Annotated in this window: 15 protein-coding genes; 2 read left to right on the top strand and 13 right to left on the bottom strand. The window is 60.0% G+C overall.

What is annotated here, in order from left to right; all coding sequences use genetic code 11:
- Positions 1-7 precede the first annotated feature (7 nt).
- From ACKFRX_RS11625 to ACKFRX_RS11640, 4 genes are read right to left on the bottom strand one after another with little or no spacing between them, the layout of a single operon-like run.
- The gene (locus ACKFRX_RS11625) at positions 8-1,702 is read right to left on the bottom strand and encodes a hypothetical protein (protein ID WP_408927921.1); all 1,695 of its coding nucleotides are present in this window, start codon (positions 1,700-1,702) and stop codon (positions 8-10) included.
- A 53-nt stretch (positions 1,703-1,755) separates the two neighbouring features.
- A complete protein-coding gene (locus ACKFRX_RS11630) occupies positions 1,756-2,736 on the bottom strand; it encodes a decaprenyl-phosphate phosphoribosyltransferase (protein ID WP_408927922.1) in 981 nt (326 codons plus the stop codon).
- Complete coding sequence (locus tag ACKFRX_RS11635) at positions 2,729-3,244, bottom strand: phosphatase PAP2 family protein (RefSeq protein ID WP_005325407.1); 516 nt, start codon at positions 3,242-3,244, stop codon at positions 2,729-2,731. Before ACKFRX_RS11635 ends, ACKFRX_RS11630 begins: the two co-directional genes overlap by 8 nt.
- On the bottom strand, positions 3,234-5,186 hold the full coding sequence (locus ACKFRX_RS11640) for a glycosyltransferase (RefSeq protein WP_408927923.1): 1,953 nt from the start codon (positions 5,184-5,186) through the stop codon (positions 3,234-3,236). The genes ACKFRX_RS11635 and ACKFRX_RS11640 overlap by 11 nt, the downstream gene beginning before the upstream one ends.
- A gap of 106 nt (positions 5,187-5,292) precedes the next feature.
- On the opposite strand from ACKFRX_RS11640, the gene ACKFRX_RS11645 reads away from it, so the two are divergent.
- Entirely contained in the window at positions 5,293-6,555 is a 1,263-nt protein-coding gene (locus ACKFRX_RS11645) for a hypothetical protein (protein WP_408927924.1), read from the top strand.
- On the opposite strand, the gene ACKFRX_RS11650 is transcribed toward ACKFRX_RS11645, so the two are convergent.
- The 3 genes from ACKFRX_RS11650 to glf all read right to left on the bottom strand — a co-directional run bounded on the left by ACKFRX_RS11650 (position 6,552) and on the right by glf (position 8,642).
- Entirely contained in the window at positions 6,552-7,139 is a 588-nt protein-coding gene (locus tag ACKFRX_RS11650; RefSeq protein WP_408927925.1) for a three-helix bundle dimerization domain-containing protein, read from the bottom strand. The genes ACKFRX_RS11645 and ACKFRX_RS11650 overlap by 4 nt on opposite strands.
- Positions 7,140-7,204: 65 nt before the next feature.
- Complete coding sequence (locus ACKFRX_RS11655) at positions 7,205-7,405, bottom strand: DEAD/DEAH box helicase (protein WP_200288542.1); 201 nt, start codon at positions 7,403-7,405, stop codon at positions 7,205-7,207.
- A 40-nt stretch (positions 7,406-7,445) separates the two neighbouring features.
- On the bottom strand, positions 7,446-8,642 hold the full coding sequence (gene glf, locus ACKFRX_RS11660; RefSeq protein WP_408927926.1) for a UDP-galactopyranose mutase: 1,197 nt from the start codon (positions 8,640-8,642) through the stop codon (positions 7,446-7,448).
- A gap of 146 nt (positions 8,643-8,788) precedes the next feature.
- Between glf and ACKFRX_RS11665 the strand changes: the two genes are divergently transcribed.
- Positions 8,789-10,687 (top strand): N-acetylmuramoyl-L-alanine amidase, encoded by a 1,899-nt coding sequence (locus ACKFRX_RS11665; RefSeq protein ID WP_408927927.1) that lies wholly within the window; start codon positions 8,789-8,791, stop codon positions 10,685-10,687.
- Here the strand turns inward: ACKFRX_RS11665 and ACKFRX_RS11670 are convergent.
- The 6 genes from ACKFRX_RS11670 to serS form a co-directional block, all read right to left on the bottom strand.
- Positions 10,684-11,514 carry an HAD family hydrolase gene (locus ACKFRX_RS11670; RefSeq protein WP_316971391.1) on the bottom strand — a complete coding sequence of 277 codons (831 nt, stop codon included), beginning with the start codon at positions 11,512-11,514 and terminating at the stop codon, positions 10,684-10,686. The two genes, ACKFRX_RS11665 and ACKFRX_RS11670, sit on opposite strands and share 4 nt — an antisense overlap.
- A 22-nt stretch (positions 11,515-11,536) precedes the next feature.
- The gene (glpK, locus tag ACKFRX_RS11675; protein ID WP_408927928.1) at positions 11,537-13,084 is read right to left on the bottom strand and encodes a glycerol kinase GlpK; all 1,548 of its coding nucleotides are present in this window, start codon (positions 13,082-13,084) and stop codon (positions 11,537-11,539) included.
- A 28-nt stretch (positions 13,085-13,112) separates the two neighbouring features.
- Positions 13,113-13,850, bottom strand: a complete 738-nt coding sequence (locus ACKFRX_RS11680; RefSeq protein WP_005327044.1) for an MIP/aquaporin family protein — start codon at positions 13,848-13,850, stop codon at positions 13,113-13,115.
- Positions 13,851-13,853: 3 nt separating this feature from the next.
- Positions 13,854-15,578 (bottom strand): glycerol-3-phosphate dehydrogenase/oxidase, encoded by a 1,725-nt coding sequence (locus ACKFRX_RS11685; RefSeq protein WP_408927929.1) that lies wholly within the window; start codon positions 15,576-15,578, stop codon positions 13,854-13,856.
- Between the two features lie 298 nt (positions 15,579-15,876).
- Positions 15,877-17,490, bottom strand: coding sequence for a lysophospholipid acyltransferase family protein (locus ACKFRX_RS11690; protein WP_408927930.1), 1,614 nt, complete (start codon positions 17,488-17,490; stop codon positions 15,877-15,879).
- Positions 17,491-17,513: 23 nt separating this feature from the next.
- Positions 17,514-18,770 carry a serine--tRNA ligase gene (gene serS, locus ACKFRX_RS11695; protein ID WP_408927931.1) on the bottom strand — a complete coding sequence of 419 codons (1,257 nt, stop codon included), beginning with the start codon at positions 18,768-18,770 and terminating at the stop codon, positions 17,514-17,516.
- Between the last annotated feature and the right edge of the window lie 64 nt (positions 18,771-18,834).

Here is an 18,834-nt window from a genome sequence, read left to right on the forward strand (position 1 = left end):
AAAGGGATTAACGCAGGTAGTCAGAGGGATTAGAAGAAAAAGTGAGGGTCCGGCCATCGGTCAGGGAGAATTTAATATTTTTCCAGAAACGGTCCCAAGTTAGGGGTTCCCTGTATGTGGCGAAGAGTTTCTGAAAATCGGCGTCGCCAAGCGCGGCGCGAGCCTTGGCCGCCTCGTGCTTATCAATCCACGCCGGGATCTCGTCGATATCGGCCGCGGAATCTGCCACCTGCCACGACATATCCAAGCTCTTGTCGTGCCCAATGCGCCCGCCCACGATGCGCGGCTGGCGCGCCGCCAAGGGATTGCTGAGGCCGATATTGTCCAGCACGCGAATATCCAGCGGCGCATTCATGGAAGACATGCCCAAATTGATCAGGTAAACGGTCGGCGGATCGGTGCGCGAAGGGTCCGCAGGCGTGGCCGTCCACGAGAACCTATCTTCGCCCTTGATATAGCGGAAGGTCATGGCGTCGCCGGCCTCTAGCTCGTCGATGCCCTCTTGGTAGTCCTCCATAAACTTGGCGCCGAGGAACTCTTCGGCCCGTATAGGGGGATCCTGGCGCTGGGTGGTATAGGTCCAGAAATCGCGCTCGTCCACGATGGAAATTTCATCCGCATAGACGCTGCGATCCACCGGATGGCCGCGTAGAACGATAACCAGCGCCCACACCGCGCAGAGGACGGAGACGATCCACATGCGTACGCTAACGACAAAGATTGGAAGCAGAAACGCAAAAAGTGGCAGCAGCAGCATGCGGCCGTGCATAAAGTCTCCGCCCACACGCAAGACGTAAAGCGTATGGAAGAGCGCCGCACCCGCAAAAAGATACGTGGCAGTGGCGGTGGAGCGCAGAGCGGCGGGGCGCAGGTCCGCCTTCCACAGACCTGCAATGGCAAGCACGATGAGCGGCAGGAAGAGCCAGTACGGTCCAGCAAAGTCCGCCAGGTAGGTAAAGCCCTTACCCCATTCGGAACCCGCCGCGGACTTGGCCACGGCCGTGTGCGGGGTCAACAGGCCGTAGTAACCCATGCGGAAAATCTCATAGGCCAACGGCAGCGGCACTGCGACGGCAAGAATCTTCCACCAGCGGTGGGATACGAGCAGCACGATTCCCACCAGGCCGCCATACAGGGCGAGCTCCGGGCGCACCAGCCAGGACAGCCCAGCCCAGAAGGCGAGCCAATAGGCTTCGCTATTACTCCCGGAGTGGCGGCGCGGGCGCGACCACCGCAGCAACAGCCACCACAGCACCGCAAGGTAGAAGATGCACAGGCCCCATTCCAGGCCGGAGGTAAAGAAGTCGCGGGCTGGTGGCAGGGCCAAATACACAAGTGCGCCGGCCGGAAGGACGGCTCCAGAGCGCACGCTTGCCGACGCCCCCGTGCCGACAACCATTGCTGCTACCGCCAAGAAGAGGCCCAAGTAAATGGCGATGCCTTCCAGATTTGCATGGGAAATCCAGCGCACGAGGAAGATGAGGTACTGCCACAGCGTGGAGGTATTGGCCTCTACACGCTCGCCCATATTGAACACGGGCCCGTTTCCGGCTTCAAGGTTGCGCACGGTGCGCAGGACGATGAGGCCGTCATCGGAAATCCAGCGCCGCGCGAAGCCGCCCCAGAAAGATAAAACACCGATCACAAGAACGGCCGCCGGGGCACTCCAGCGGGCGATACTCTTGTGGTCGGTGTTAAGCACGGGGAGAAAGTTTATCAGCCCCGCAGTAAATTTCTATATCGATTCCGCTGTGTCTAGAACAACGGCGTGATATAGACCGCCATGGCAATGCAGGCGAGCCAAGCCAAGGCGAGAACCTGCAAAGTGCGGTCCTCCAGTGCAATTTCGTCCGGCGCGCCGCCCTGGCCGCGGTCCACGTCGGCCGCATAGCGGAGGATGGCGATGGTAAACGGCACCATGGAAATCTGGTACCACACGCCACCGGTCTGGGCGCCGTTTGCGAGTTCGAAGCCCCACAAGGTGTAGCAGATGACCACCGCGGTGGCGGCTAGGGTCCACACGAAACGCAGGTAAGTGGGCGTATACCCCTCCAGGGACTTGCGGATTTTCGCGCCGGTCTGTTCTACCAACAGGATCTCCGAGTAGCGCTTGCCGGAGGCCATAAACAGCGAGCCGAAGGCCGCCACCAGCAGGAACCACTGGGATAGCTCGATGCCTGCGGCTACGCCACCGGCCATGGTGCGCAGCATGAAGCCGGAGGACACCAGGGCAATATCGATCACCGGCATATGCTTCCAGCCAAAGCAATAGCCCAACTGCAACGCGATATAAATCGCCATCACGATAGCCAGCTGCGGCCCAGCAGTGGCAAGGAAAGACAGGCCGATGGACAGGCCGATGAGCACCACGGCCATGACATAGGCGAGCTTAATCGGCAGCACGCCCGAGGCAATCGGGCGGAAGCGCTTGGTCGGATGCTCTTGGTCCTCGCGCCAGTCCTTCGCATCGTTAATCAGGTAGATGGAGGAAGCGCCGAGGCAAAAGACGACGAAGGCCAAGAGGACGTCGAGAAGCACGCGGCTGTGGAATAACGCATCGGCGCCGGCCGCGGCGGGGGCGGCCAGCACCAAGACGTTTTTGACCCACTGCTTGGGGCGCAGGGCCTTAATCATGCCATCGGCAAGGTTCTTCGGCGGCTTGCGCTTGCGGCCGGTATCTACGCCGGAGGTGTGCGGTTCCGAATGGAAAAAGTGCTGGTTTCCATCATCACTCATGCTTCATTCCTTTCATCACGACCTCCGCGGTAGCAGCGCCGATGGCCGCACCCACGGCCGTATCTGTTGGATAGTGCACTCCGAGCACCATACGCGATGCCATCATTACCGGCACGCCGAGAAGGGGCGCCTTGCGGCCGGTAAGGCGGCTTACCGCCACCAGGAATGCGGTGGTCGAAGTCGCGTGCGAGCTAGGGAAAGACAATGTGGAGGGCGTCTTTACCCCCACGCGCACGTACGGATAATCCGGGCGCTTGCGGCGCACGATGCGCTTGAGCACCACACTGGCGGCGTGCGCGAGGAAGGCGGCGGCCCCAACACGGACCCAGCCTTCGCGGCGGCGCTTGTCGATGCCCGCCCCTACCGCAGCGCTGCCCATCCAACCTAAGGCATGCTCGCCCCAGTGGCTAAGCCCGCGGGCGGTGGGAAGCACGCCGGGCACGTCGAAGGCCGCACCCTGGATGGACTCGAGGACGCGCGATTCGGCTACGGAAAGCTTATTGGGCATCGAAGACCTTCTTCCACGACTCGCGCGAGGTCAGCTCCGGCTGGGCCGCGCGGTATTCGGCGCGCAGGTCGTCGAAGTTCTCTTCGATTTCTTTCAGCAATTCGCGGGTCTGGGTCACGAGGTCCTTGGCCAGATCGCGATCACGCTTGCGGAAGGCCACGCCGGTGCCACCCGCGGTGGACACGGTGGCCGAATCTACGCGGGACAAGGTGAACCAGCGGGCCTCGTCCGGGGTGAGGTTGAGCTGCGGCGCCTCATGGTGCGCAGCGTCTTCCTTGCTGACGAGATGCTTGAGGCCCTTGATGGCCCACGGGATCTTCTTGATCTTGGCCAGGCGGCCGCCGATATTGCGGGTGGGCACGCCCGGCGCGCCGGTGGGAGCCGGGAGCTCATCGGCGGATTCCAGGATGACGGCATCGGAGTAGTTCTTGCGGATCTGCGCGATGCGCGGCAGCGAAGACTCCAGGATGTCGAAGAGATGGTCCGGCCCGGCCAGGAAGTCTCGCATAGCCTCAATCTGGATGGCCATGGTGGAGTATTCCATGCACATGGTGTGCTTGAGGGTGGACTTAAAGATGGACTTGGTAATGCCCTTGACCGGTCCCTCGTGGTACATCGCGGCCACGATAAGGCGGTTGCGTAGGTGGAAGTAGGCCTGCCAGTCAATGGCATCGTCCTTATCGGCCCAGGCCATGTGCCAGATGGCGGCACCCGGCCAGGTCACCGTGGGGAAGCCATTGCGCGCTGCTCGCAGGGAGTACTCGGTATCGTCCCACTTGATAAACAGCGGCAATGGCTGGCCGTTGGTTTCTGCCACGATGCGCGGGAAGAGGCACATCCACCAGCCGTTGTATTCCACGTCAACGCGGCGATGCAGCGCGCGGGAATCGTACTTCTTGGGATCCAAGTGAGTCTCGCGGGTGCCGATGGCGCGCAGCGGGTACTTGGCAAAGTCGTGGTCGTAGACGGCGTGCGGCGCCGCGCCCCACATGAAATCGGCACGGTTAACCTGCTCGCCGGTAGTGCGCAGCTGGGAGCGCTCCTGCAGGTTGAGCATCTGGCCGCCGACGACAATGGGCTTGGCGGCGTAGCGGGCCGCCTGAACCGCACGCAGCACGGAGTCCGGCTCAATGGCGATGTCATCGTCCATGTACAGGATGAAGGGCGAATCGGTATTTTCCAGCGCCTCGTACATGATGCGGGAGTAGCCGCCAGAGCCGCCCAGGTTACCCTGGCGGAATTCGCGGAAGCGCTCACCAAAGTGGGCCACCGCCTCGTCGTAACCCGGCTCATCGGCCGGGTGCTGGTTGCCTTGATCCGGCATGAGGACGAAGTCGATGATCTCGTCTACCACTGGGTCCTCGGCCAGTGCTTGGAGTGCTGCCACGGCATCGGTCGGGCGGTTAAAGGTAGGAATGCCGACCGCTACGCGCTTGTCCTGCGCCGGTTGTTCGGTGCCGTCCGGCAGCAGCTGTGGGCCAGGGGCGTGGGGGGAGCACCAGGCGGCGTCGGCAAGCGTGGTTTCCTGCTCGGTGGTGATATCGAACCACAGCCAGCCGCCGTCCTCGAAGTTTTTAAGCGGCAGCTCAAACTCGTGGTGGCCGGTGCCTACCAGGTGGTTGGCCACGGAAATGCGCTGGCCATCCTGCTTGGAGCGGTAGAGGGAAATATTTGCTTGACCCTCAATGTCCAGGCTGAGGATCACGGAGCGCAGCTGGGACCAGCGTCGCCAGTAGGAAGCTGGGAAGGCGTTGAAGTAGGTTTCAAAAGATGCTTCCTCGCCGGCGGGAATGGTGACGGACGTGCGGTTAAACCAGCTGAGGCGTTCGCGGTTTTGCTCGGCCTCGATGAGGTAGAGCATCCGCACATCAAAGGGCTCGCCGCGCTTAGGCAGCAGGATGCGCTGCAGGGGCTCATGGGCCTGAGTGTTGTTGGCAGTCACGATAGCTTCGATTCTCCAAACGGTATAAACAGTAGTCAGCGATTTAGCGTAGTTGCTTTTGCATAAGTACTACGGTTTACACGCGGAGCCCGTATGATGGAACATCATGAGATGGGTTCCTTGCGCGGCAGCAGTAGGTCTTCTCGCTGTAGCCAGCGCCCCCGCCGCTATCGCAGAGGAAAAACCCGCGGTGGAGTTTCTGGACCACGCCGAAATCCTCAGCAATTCGGACGAAGACGCCATCAAATCGCAAGCACAGTCCATGCATTTGCCGGATTCCGTGCACGAGGTCGTCTACGCTACGTATCCGAACTCGGGCGAGGAATTTTCCCGGACTCTGTTCCATGACTTGGACCGCGAGCATCCACATTTCATCAACGGAAGTGGGTTACAGAAAAATGTGCTCGTCATCGCGGTAGGTTTTGAGCCCAATAGTATGGCTGTGCACTGCGGCACAGAGGTGTGCCAGGACATCAAGATTTATGACGAGGGCCGCATGGACGGCATCTTGGACCAGATGCGGCCGGCGCTGGCGGACGATGACTATACCGTCGGCATGATCCTGGCGACGCGCGCCGCCGCGGATACCACCGTGCGCCGGCAAAATACGCAGGATGTGCCCACGTGGTCCGTGTTCATCGCAGCCACTGTGGTGCTCGTGGTTCTGGGCGTGGTCGGCCTCATTACCTACTTGTTCATCCGCCGCGCCCGAGTGCGCAAGCGCTTCGATTATATTAAGGGCGCTCGCGACGGGGCTGAGGAACTCATCAAGCGCACGGAGGCACGGATTGACGCCCTGCATTCCCCCTTGGCGGGCGACTACCTGAAGGTACAGTGGCGCTCTCTGGTCAATCAGTACACCGATGCGCGGCCAACACTGAAGGCGCTGGAAAACATCCAGGACTATTCCCTGCACGCCGTCTCCATCAAGGAGGCATACAAAGCGCTTAAGCAGATCAATACGGCCGCAGCACAGATAGATTCCCTAGAAAATTTCTGCGCCGGCGATACTGCGGTGCGCGCGGGCGAGGTGCAATGGCTGCTTGGCGACGCCCAAGCGGCCCTCTCCCGCCAGCCCGACAACGCCAGCTTGCGCCAGATAACGCAGCGCATTAATGACCTGTCCCAGGATTTGTCGCGGGAAGACTTCGATTCCGCCTTCGCTCGCGTCCTCGAGGACTACCACCCCATGGTGGGCGCGCTGCCAGAACGGCTATATCCGCAGCGCGACCGCAAAACTCCCCCACTCCTGGGCACGCCGGAATGGCGCCCCGGCATGGGCACGCACTACATGCCCTATAGGTTTGCGGGCTTCTGGGTGGCCAATAATAACGTCTCCTCCCAGCTGCCCAACCCGTACCGCTTCTAGGCGTTGACCGGCTCGGTTACCGGATCGATGCCCAGCTTGTTGAGCATGTAGAGTACGCGGGCTTCGAGGTCATCAGCCAATTCGCGCGCCTCCTCCACGGTATCCGCGGCAGGAATATCCCAAATTTTGATGTCCTTGCCCGCCTCATCGCGTTCTACCTCGCGGCCCATGAACACGATGTAATCCGGCATCGCTACCGTACGCACCTCATCGAGGTACTTATTCGGGGCCTCACCCATGCCGCGCTCGTTCATGACGTGGGCAAGGTGGCCTTCCGCTTCGTTTTCTGGGTGAGCAACGGCGGTATCTACAAAGAGGGCTTCGCCGGCGTGCTTGCGGGTCAGTTCCGCTGCGGCTTGGGCCAGCGCATTATTGGTACCGGCGGCAAAACGTACGTGCAGGCGGTGAGCACCGAAGTAATCGCGCACCTCACGCTCCACCAAAAGCGGCACGAATTCATCGAGCTCCGCCTTGTTGGTGTGCTTGGCAATAACCTCATCGAGCTTGGCATCGATTTCCGCGGCCGTGTAGTCGTGGCCGTAGTTCTCGTGCAGATCCTGGCGCAGGGTTTCAAACTGGTTCATTGTTATCCCCTTTCTCGGATTATTGTCCCGTTTGCTAATTGTTAACCTACCGTTAACTTTAATAGTTAACGTTGGGTTAAGTCAAACGGTTGGGAATAACCCAATAGTTTTCTGCACCAAGAAAGCGGAAAGGCCCGCCGGGTGTTCCGGCAGGCCTTCTTGGACTGTTCCTTCTTTTTATCGGGAATGCGCGATGCGCGGCTACGCAATTTCAGGTGCTCCTGCAGCCGCTCTGGCGACATTTTCCACATGCGGCGGTCAGCCATACCGTCACCTCCTTTCCTCAGAGGTGATCAAGCATAGCGCTTAGTGGCCACGCTCCTGCTCAATAGCCTTGCCCTCGTTCCAGAAGGGCGCAAGCTTATTATCAAACATGGACAGCGCTGAACCGATAGCCATGTGCATATCCAGGTACTGGTAGGTACCCAGGCGGCCACCGAAGAGAACCTTATTATCCTTCGACTCCTGGGCGGCGAGCTTACGGTAGGCCTCCAGCTTGGTGCGATCCTCTGGGGTATTGATTGGGTAGTACGGCTCATCGCCCTTATCGGCAAAGCGCGAATACTCCTTCATGATGACCGTCTTATCCTTCGGGTACTTATCCTTGCGCTCCGGGTGGAAGTGGCGGAACTCATGGATGCGGGTATAGTCCACGTCCGCATCGTTGTAGTTCATCACCGGGGTGCCCTGGAAGTCGCCGGTATCCAGCACCTCCAAGTCAAAGTCGAGGGTGCGCCAACCCAGCTCGCCCTCGGCAAAATCAAAGTAGCGATCCAGTGGGCCGGTGTAGACCACGGGCGCATCTGGGGACTCGGCGCGCAACTCTTCGCGCACCTCGAACCAATCGGTATCCAGGCGGACCTCAATATTGTCGTGGTCAGCCATGTTTTCTAGCCATGCCGCGTAGCCGTCGACCGGCAGGCCCTCATAGGTGTCGTTGAAGTAGCGGTTATTGAAGGTATAGCGCACCGGCAGGCGGGTGATATTCGCGGCCGGCAGCTCCTTCGGATCGGTCTGCCACTGCTTTGCGGTGTAATCGCGGATGAAGGCCTCATACAGCGGGCGACCGATGAGCGAGATGGCCTTCTCCTCCAGGTTTTGCGCCTCTTCCGGGGAGAATTCGCCGGCCTGATCCTTAATGAGCTGGCGGGCCTCATGCGGGGAGTAGTAGCGGCCGAAGAACTGGTTGATAAGACCCAGGCCCATCGGGAATTGGTAGGCGGTGCCATCGTGCATGGCAAAGACGCGGTGCTGGTAGTCGGTGAAATCGGTGAACTTATTGCAGTAATCCCACACGCGCTTATTAGAGGTGTGGAAGAGGTGCGCGCCGTACTTGTGCACCTCGATTCCGGTGGTGGGTTCGGCCTCGGAGTAGGCATTGCCGCCGAGGTGATTGCGGCGCTCCACAATGAGCACCTTCTTATCCAGCTGGCTAGCGGCGCGCTCGGCAACCGTTAGACCAAAAAATCCAGAGCCAACAACGATGAGGTCATAAGAAGTCATGGCCTCCACTTTATTGCACTACGGCAGCTGACACGGCGCATCGGCGTGTCGGAACAGATTTCACAGAAGTCACAAACGTACCATCACTATCAACTCTTAACTTTTGGCAACCGTTTTTACAGCTGCACAACCCTAGGGAGATAACAGTGCAACAACGACGTCGACTAGTACCCACTAGGTCAAAATGGTCTACCCCCGTCATCGCGGCGGTCACCTCCATCGCGCTCGCCGTGACGGCCGCATTCGGCGGACAGCAAGTTCTCAAGACCCAAGACTCCGGCAACGGCGGTCCCATTGAGGTCAAAAATTCCTCCTCTAGCTTCAGTGACGGCGAATCCATCGTCGTCGATGACCCAGCCGTAGCCGCTCAGGGCGACGGCGAAAGCCGCCGCGCGGTCAAGCAGTTCCACCGCGACGAAACCTTCAACATGTTCGCCGTCACCTGGGAGGGCAAGCGAGATATCAACTCCTTCGTCCGCTCCAAGCAGCAGGACGGTTCCTGGAGCGAGTGGCTGCCCATGGATGCAATGAATTACACCGAGGGCAAGAACGGCACCGAACTCATCTTCGTGGGCGATACCAACGATGTGCAGGTTTCCATGGCCAACGTTGACCTCGTGACCGGTTCCAACCTCGACAAGAAGGAAGACTCCCTCCTGGACAAGGCTGCCAAGGGCGCAGATGCCAACCGCCCCGCGCCGCTTGCGTACAACGTCGGCGATATCTCCCCCGTGGCCGATGAGCGCACCCAGGTTGCGGATCTCGACGCCGTGTTTATCGACGGCAACGCCCAAGAAGGCGAAGCCATCGAGCCCACCGCAGAAACCGCGGGCATGCCCAAGGTAGTCACCCGCGCCGGCTGGGGAGCAGACGAATCTAAGCGCTGCCAGCAGCCAACCTACGACGATGGCTTGAAAGCCTTGACCCTGCACCACACCGCGGGTACCAATAACTACACCCGCGCACAGGCAGCGGCACAGGTTCGCGGCGCCTACGAGTACCACGCGCAAACCCTAGGCTGGTGCGATATCGGATACAACGTGCTGGTGGATAAATTCGGCACCATCTACGAAGGCCGCTACGGCGGTCTGGACAAGGCCGTACAGGGCGCCCACGTGGGTGGCTTCAACTCCAATAACTGGGGCATTTCCATGATTGGCAACTACGAGACAGCAGAGCCGTCTCGTGAGATGCTCAACTCCGTGGCGGAGATTGCCGGCTGGAAGGCCGCTATTTCTGGCATCGATCCAATGGGCAAGGCCAGCTTGTACTCCGGCGGATTCAACGGCTCCAAGTTCCCTGCAGGAACCACGGCCACCGTGCCGGCCTTCGCGGGCCACAACGATTTCCACTACACGGCCTGCCCTGGTCAGTACACCACGCGCCATTGGGATGAAATCCGTAAGAATACCAAGCGCAAGGCGGATGCCATCAAGTCCGGCAAGAACAGCACGGACCTGAACTGGCAAGAGTCTCCGAAGCCAAATACCCCCAAGACCCCGCAGCAGACGGGCGAAGAAATCATGTCCTCGCTAGGCGATGTTGAGGTACCGGTCTCCACTATCTCCGCCCTTGCCGGCATCGCTGCCGCCGTCTTCGGGGTGCTCATCGCCAACGACCGCCTGCAGAAGCCTGATACCGATCAGAAGGTGGCGGGCAACTTGACCACCGGGGATATCCCGGAGATTGTCAACAAGGTTGTCCAAGTCTCCAGCAACGAGGGCTTGAAGGAATCCTGGACCTCCGTTCTCAATGCCTTCGGCCCAGTCCTAGGCCTGGCAGTCGGAGGCCCGGATACCACCGATGGCGGCAAGATCCTCTACCAGCTCTTCCAAAATGGCGTGGTGCTCTCCTCCAAGGAGTCCGGCACCAAGGCGCTTACGGGTGAGATTGCCAAGAAGTGGTCCGAGGGCGATAATGCCTCCAAGCTCGGCCTGCCTACCTCCAACGAGGAAAAGAATGGCAAGGAAATCCGCGTGAAGTTCCAGGGTGGCGAGATTGTCTACAACACCGAAACGGAAAAGGTAGACATCTTCACCGACTAGAACCAGCGCTCTAGCACCTTAGCGACGCCCGCCTGGTGGTTAGCCACGGTGACCGCATCCGCGGCCGCCTTAACCTCCGGGTGGGCGTTTTCCATAGCCACACCACAGCCTGCCCACTGCAGCATTTCTATATCGTTGGGCATATCCCCAAACGCGATGACCTCGGCCTGATCCACGCCTGCATGATCTGCGAGCCATTCCACGCCGCGACGCTTGGTGACCTTCGGTGCGGCAACTTCCAACATGCCCTCATTAATCGAGTAGGTCACATGGGCCAATTCTGGATCAATGTGCGGGGAAATAAGGTCGTAGAGTTCCGGCGCGGAATAATCGGTATTGCGGATGAGGAATTTTACCGCCGGCTGCCCTACAAGTTCGCCCATACTGACTACGCCAAAGCCTTCAAATAAGGCGTTTTCGGAGTAGTGGCGCTCGACTACGAAGAGGTCCTCGACGGCGTCGGCAAGCGAGCCCCCAGCCCGCTCCGCGCCAAAGCCCACGGTGCCCAGTACGGTCTGGGCCACGTCCACCACTTCCGCCAACGCGGCGGGCGAAAGCTCGTGGGCGGACATCACCCGATCCTCCGCGGAGTCATACAACACAGCGCCATTCGAGGTCACGCATACCGGCCGCACGGGCAGCTGCTCCAGCACCGGGGCAATCCAGCGGAACGGACGGCCGGTAGAAAGCGCAAAATAAGCACCCTGTTGGACTGCCCGCGCCACGGCGTCACGGTTGCGACGCGGGACACGGTGGTTGCGGTCCAGCAGGGTGCCGTCAATATCGCTCGCGATGAGGCGAGGCGCGCGGGCTGGGAAATTCTCCATACCCGCGAGTTTACGTCAGGACTTAGATGTTCAGGTCCTCGTCCTCATTATCCTCCCACTCCAGGGAACGCTTAATTGCGCGCTTCCAGTCGCGGTAGAGCCCCTCTACCTCTTCCTTATCGCGCTTCGGCTTGAATACCTTCATGTCTCCGGTCTGGCTGCCCAGGACGCTGAGATCATCCCAGAAGCCATGGTCCAAGCCTGCCGCGAAGGCCGCGCCGGTGGCGGTGGTCTCGATATTCTTCGGGCGGTGTACTTCCACGCCGAGGATATCGGACTGGAACTGCATCAGCAGTTCATTCATGGTCATGCCACCATCCACGCGCAGCTCGGTAATCTCCACGCCGGAGTCCGCCACCATGGCGTCGGCAACATCGCGCGTCTGGTACGCGGTGGATTCGAGCACGGCGCGAGCCAAGTGCTTGCGGTTAGCGAAGCGGGTCAGGCCCACGATGACGCCGCGGGCATCCGGGCGCCAATACGGAGCGAAGAGTCCGGAGAAGGCCGGCACGATATAAACGCCGCCGTTGTCCTTAACCTCGCGCGCGAGGTTTTCGATGGACGCAGCGTTGGGAATGATCTGCAGGTTATCGCGCAGCCACTGCACCAGGGAACCGCCCATGGATACAGAACCCTCAAGCGCGTACACGGGGCGCTCGCCCTCGCGCTGGAAGCAGACGGTGGTCAGCAGGCCGTTCTCGGAGAACTTCGGGGTGGTACCCGTATTCAGCAGGAGGAACAGGCCGGTTCCGTAGGTATTCTTTGCGGAACCTGCGCGGAAGCAACCCTGGCCGAACATCGCGGACTGCTGGTCACCCAGGATGGCGCGGATAGGCACCCCGGAAAGCGAGCCGCGCTCACGCACGGTGCGGAAATCACCCAGGGACGGGCGGATCTCCGGCAGCATGGACATCGGGATGCCCATTTCCTTGCACAGTTCCTCATCCCATTCCAGCTTTTCGATGTCCATCAGCAGGGTGCGGGAGGCGTTGGTGACGTCGGTGGCGTGCAGCGCTTCGCGGCCGGCATCGCCCTCGGCGCCGCCGGTGAGGTTCCACAGCAGCCAGCTATCGATGGTGCCGAAGAGCAGGTCGCCTGCCTCAGCACGCTCGCGGGCACCTTCGACGTTATCGAGGATCCACTTCACCTTCGGTCCCGCCGGGTAGGAGTTGATGATCAGACCGGTGCGGCGGCGCCACTTTTCTGGTCCTTCCTCACCCGAGAGTTCCTTACAGATGGCGGTGGTACGGGTATCTTGCCAGACAATGGCGTTATAGACCGGCTTGCCGGTGTGCTTATCCCACACCACGGTGGTCTCACGCTGGTTGGTGATACCTACCGAGTCAATGTCTTCCACGGTGATGTCGCCATTGGCAAGAGCCTCACCGACGGCGCGACGGGTATTGCTCCAGATTTCTTCCGGATCGTGTTCTACCCAGCCTTTTTCCGGGAAGATCTGCTCGTGCTCGAGCTGGCCAACGGCAGCCTGCTCGCCGTTGTGGTCAAAGATGATGCAGCGCGTCGACGTGGTTCCCTGGTCGATAGCGGCGACGTATTTCTTGTTAGTCATGTGTCTAGTCTCCTATACGAAGATGGAATTAGAGCGCAACGGACAACAGGCCAACGGCTACGGCCGCGACCAATGGGGCCACGATGGGAACCCAAGCATAGCCCCAGTTCGCGCTGCCTTTGTCCTGGATGGGCAAGATGAATGCATAAGCAATTCGCGGGCCCAGGTCACGGACCGGATTGATGGCATAACCCGTAGGGGTACCCAGGGACAGGCCAACCGCCACCACAACGAAAGCAACGGCAAAGTAGCTCATTGGGCCAAGCTCGCCGCCGGTGGGGCCGAAGGCGATGAACATCAACAGCACGCAGGTAGCGATGAACTCCGTCACCGCATTCCAGCCGTTCTTAGGATGTGCCGGCTTGGTAAAGAAGATACCGTTCGTGTCCTTATTGGCGCCGGTGACGTTTCCGGCGTCGTCGTAATTATTGGCGTCGAAAAGCTGCTTGAAGGCAGCCCATGCCAGGATGGCACCGAGGATAGCGCCGAGGATCTGGCCCAGGAAGTAGTACGGCACCAGAGACCACTCGAGCGAGCCATTGACGGCCAACATTACGGTGACGGCGGGGTTAAGGTGCCCGCCCGTGGGATCGGCCACACTGGCACCGACGAAGACACCCATACCCCAACCCAGGGCGATAACGACCCAGTCGGAACCGCGTGCGCCAGAGGTGCGCAGGTTTACCAGCGCACATACGCCGTTACCTAGAAGGAGCAGCAACGCAGTGCCGATAAACTCCCACAGGAATGCATCAAATCCGGTCATAACTTATACCTCGTTTTGGGTGGGTCGGGCGGATCCTGCGCGGACCACAATGTCATTGGCCTCACGGTCAGTTACCGCAGCTTCTGCTTCAAGTTCGGCCTGGGTGTGGGCCTTGAATTGGGATACCTCGCGCTCCTTGTCGGCGTCGCTCCAGCCCAGCAGCGGTGCTACAAAATCAGCAACGGCCGGGGCGGCGTTCACACCGCGGTCGCCGAACTCGATGGCGATGCGCAGGCGGCGGGACAGGATGTCTTCCAAGTGCAATGCACCCTCGTGGGTGACGGCGTAGCGGACCTCGGCCCACAGGTAGGACTCGGCACCAGGAACTGGCTCGAGCAGGGAGGCATCCTCAGCTGCGGGTGCCAGAACCTCACCCAGCAGGGAGCCATAGCGGCCGAGCAGGTGCTCAATGAACTTCTCGCTCAGGTTGTAGCGACGAGCCAAGGACGGGACCTGGTTGGCCAAGGCGTGATAGCCGGCGGCACCCAGGATCGGGGTTTGCTCGGTGATGGACTCTGGGACCTTGGTACCCAGTTCTTTCACCGCTAGGTCCACGGCGTCCTTACCGATGACGCGGTACGTGGTGTACTTACCGCCGGCGACAGAGACCATGCCTGGGGCCACGCGTGCGACGGCGTGGTTGCGGGAAAGGTTGGTGGTGGAGTCAGACTTACCGGACAGCAGCGGGCGCAGGCCGGAGTAAACACCCACGATGTCATCGCGGGTGATCTGGCGACGTACGCGCTGGTTTACCTGGTCCAGAATGTAGTCAATATCGGACTTGGTCGGCGCCGGATCCGGCAAGGAGAGACCCTTTTCCCAATCGGTATCGGTGGTACCGATGATCCAGTACTCGCCCCATGGGATAACGAAGAGGACGGACTTTTCGGTGACGAAGCACAGGGCTGCCTCTGCATCAAGCGCATCCTTGGGCACAACGATGTGCACGCCCTTCGAGGCGTGAACGGTGAACTTGCCCTCCACGCCGGCCATCTCTTGAATCTTGTCATTCCACACGCCGGTGGCGTTGATAAAGACCTTGCCGCGCACGGTGGTCTCGCGGCCGGTAGCGGTATCGCGAACCTTCGCGCCTACGATGCGGCCCCCGCGGTCCTTGTCAAAGCCAATGACCTCGGTATTGGTGCGAACATCGGCACCATACTCGGCGGCGGTACGCAGCACGGTCATGGTGTGGCGGGCGTCATCAACCAGGGTGTCGTAGTAACGCACGCCGCCCACAATGGCATCCTCTTTCAGACCCGGGGTTACCTTCAGCACGCCCTTTCGGGTCAGGTGCTTTTGCATAGGGACGCTCTTGGCGCCACCCATGAGGTCATAAAGAGTAAAGCCACCGAACATCATCACGCGCTCCCATACGTGGTGGGTCAGCGGGAAGATGAACTTCAGCGGCTTCACTAGGTGGGGTGCCAGGGTGGACATATTGAGCTCGCGCTCCTTGAGGGACTCCGCCACTAGGCGGAAGTCAAACATGGCCAGGTAGCGCAGGCCACCGTGGAACATCTTGGAGGATCGAGAAGAGGTACCTGCGGCGAAGTCGCGCGCCTCAATGACGGCGGTCTTGAGGCCACGGGTAGCGGCGTCCGCTGCCGCACCGGCGCCTACGGAACCGCCACCGATGATGACTACGTCGTAGTCCTCATCTGCGTATCCATTCCATAGATTTTCAAAGTATTCGGGGTTAAAGGCTTGGTTGCTTTGCTGGGTCATTGCTGACCGCATCTCCTTCCTTGGTGCTTGCATGTGCCTGCGCCATAAATCCATGAATGAGATGGCAAAAGCACAGCTAAAAGCAGTTAAATTGTGGTTTCGGTGGAAAGATTCACACCGCGGCTGCAGAGACTTTATCTCCTTAAACCTATGATAGGAGTCACGGACGTCAGTTACACAGGCGGTTACTCACACGTAGGTTTCAGGCCCATAAGCAGTAACTTTCCCTAAAATACTTAGCCACCCGAAAAGAAAAAGCACCCCCTCGCGGGGGTGCAAAGCAGACGCAAAGCCCGCGCTATTTCTGCGCTAACCGCGCCATCACTTCAAGCACTTCGGACATTCCGGCTTTCTCCGCAGAATATGTGACTGCTTGGGCGCCCTTGACCACCTCAATAGGGGCAGTTTCCAAAGCCACCACCGGCATCCAGCCAAGGAAATCCTCATCCCCCGGCTCATTAGCAAAGACCAGAGCCTCTTCCGGCCCATCCTGCAGATCCTCGAGAATGCGCTCCACGCCTTGTGCCGCGGTGGCGGCGGTGACGGACAGGGCGCCGGTATCGAGACGCGGCTGCACAGCATCCTCATCAATGACAACGCTCCACACGGCTTGCGGAACATCCACCTCACCGGCGGGTGATATCACGATCAGGACTTCGGCCGCCGGGTAGATCTCCGCCAAAGCCTTGTGCAATCGCGGAGTCAGCGCGCCATCTTCCCAATTCAGCGCGCTGCTGTGCGCCACTACTACGCGGGGGATGGAAGAAAATTGTGCCTTCATGCGGTGCGGCAAGCGCGAGACGATAAGCCGGGATTGGGTAGCTGCCGCCAACAGGCCCTGCTCTGCTACGGAACCGGCCCATATCTCCTTACTGCTGGCCGTGATGGACGCTTGGGTTTGCGCCACATCCGACTTCAGCTGCGCCATGACATCCGCGACCTTATCGCGACCTTCATCCAAGCCGCGGGTTGCCTCTTCAACCACGGCGTTGAGGTTGTTCTTGATCCACTCCAAGGTCTCAGGGGCGGTACGCGCCTTATTCTTTGGCTCCTCCCCGTCCGTTCCCTTAGCGGCGGCCATGTGGTTGCGCACCAAGTCAACCGTAGTAACGGAGACGCGTTCTTTGAGGCCCATCAGATCGTCGCGCAGTCGGCGCACGCGGTGACGTTCGGTTTCTACTTCGGCATCGCGAGCTTCTGCCTCTTCAAGGGTAGGAGCCCCTCCACCTTTACGGGCGGGCACCCAGTATTCACCGGCAGGCATGGGTCCAAATTCGGCTTCGTACTGCTCCCATAGTCCTTCCAACGCCTCTTGCATACGGCGTCGAATCTCCGCGGTATCAGCCTCCGCATCGCCGGTGGGATAGTACGGTTCGAGGGCGGTAATAAAGACAGGGGTCTTGGTCCGTCCCAGGTTCTTTTTGTGCCCCTTGGTCCACAGGCGCTGCGAACCAAAAATGACCTGTGGGATTACCGGCACCCCCGCCTCATAGGCAATGCGGGAGGCGCCACTTTTCATGCTGCGGATTTCAAAGCTGCGAGAAATTGTGCCTTCAGAAAACACGCCCACGAGTTCGCCGTCCTTGGCCAGCTGTACCGCTTGGCGGAAGGAGGCGCTGCCATCGATACGATCAACTGGCACGTGATGCATGGCCCTCAACAACGGACCTGCCACCGGGGCTTTAAAGATTCCAGCTTTAGCCAGGAAGCGTACGAGACGCTTCTTGCGATACGCCAAAAAGGCGCCGAAAAGGAAATCCATGTAGCCGGTGTGGTTACAAACCAACACCGCGCCGCCCTTATCGGGGATATTTTCCTCCCCCGAAAGGCGCATTTTTAATCCCTGTGCCAGAGTCACCCCCCTGCCAATGTGGGTGATCTGGCGGTACAGGAAATTCGTCGCAGCGTTCATAACTCTCCAGGACGACGGCGGACTTACTGCGGGGTCAGGACATCCTTGCCCACGAACGGGCGCAGGGCCTCAGGGACAACGACGGAGCCGTCGGCCTGCTGGTGGTTTTCCAGAATGGCAACGAGCCAGCGGGTAGTCGCCAGCGTGCCGTTCAGGGTAGCTGCGGTCTGGGTCTTGCCGTTCTCGTCGCGGTAGCGGGTGGACAGGCGGCGTGCCTGGAAGGTGGTGCAGTTCGAGGTGGAGGTCAGCTCACGGTAGGTGTCTTGGGTAGGAACCCAAGCCTCATTGTCGAACTTGCGGGCCGCCGAAGAACCGAGGTCGCCACCGGCAATATCGATGGTGCGGTAGGGCAGCTCCATGGCTGCAAGCATGTCCTTTTCCATGGACAGAAGGCGCTGGTGCATTTCTTCCGCGTCCTCCGGCTTGCAGTAGACAAACATCTCCAGCTTGTCGAATTGGTGGACGCGCAGGATGCCGCGAGTGTCCTTACCGTGGGAGCCAGCCTCACGGCGGAAGCAGGAGGACCAGCCGGCGTACTGCAGCGGGCCATTGGAGAGGTCGATGATCTCATCCTTGTGGTAACCGGCAAGGGCCACCTCAGAGGTACCTACCAGGTACATATCATCGGCCGGTAGGTAATAAACTTCATCGGAGTGCTGGCCCAAGAAACCGGTGCCGGACATAATGTCTGGGCGAACCAGAACTGGCGGGATCATCAGCTTGAAACCGGCTTCGCGCGCCTTCTGCGCCGCGAGCATCAGCATTCCCAGCTGTAGGAAGGCACCATCGCCAGTGAGGTAGTAGAAACGAGCGCCGCCTACCTTAGCGCCGCGCTTGACGTCAATGAGACCGAGGGACTCGCCCAACTCAAGGTGATCCTTTGGCTCGAAGTCGAACTCAGGAATCTGGCCTACTTCTTCAATCACTACGAAGTCATCTTCGCCGCCGGCCGGGGCACCTTCGACCACGTTATCGAGCTTGTACTGCAGCTCTTCCACCTTGGCCTCAGCGGCAGATTGTGCCTCTTCCGCCTCCTTGACCTTGGCCTTCAGCTCATTAGAGCCCTCCAGCAGTGCCGGACGCTCCTCTGGGGAGGCTTGGCCAATCTTCTTGCCAAAAGCCTTCTGCTCAGAGCGCAGTTCGTCGGCCTTTTGGATAGCAGCGCGGCGCTGCTCATCAGCTTCCAAGAGCTGGTCTACAAGGGAGGGATCCTCACCTCGGTTCACCTGGGAAGCACGGACAACGTCGGGGTTTTCGCGGAGTAGCTTGAGATCAATCACGAATGTAAGTTTAGCGTATTGGCAACCTCTTGCGGTGGTAATAACCAGCGAATTATGATGGCTT

The sequence above is a fragment of the Corynebacterium tuberculostearicum genome (genome assembly GCF_046097465.1).
GTDB classification, from domain to species: domain Bacteria; phylum Actinomycetota; class Actinomycetes; order Mycobacteriales; family Mycobacteriaceae; genus Corynebacterium; species Corynebacterium tuberculostearicum_I.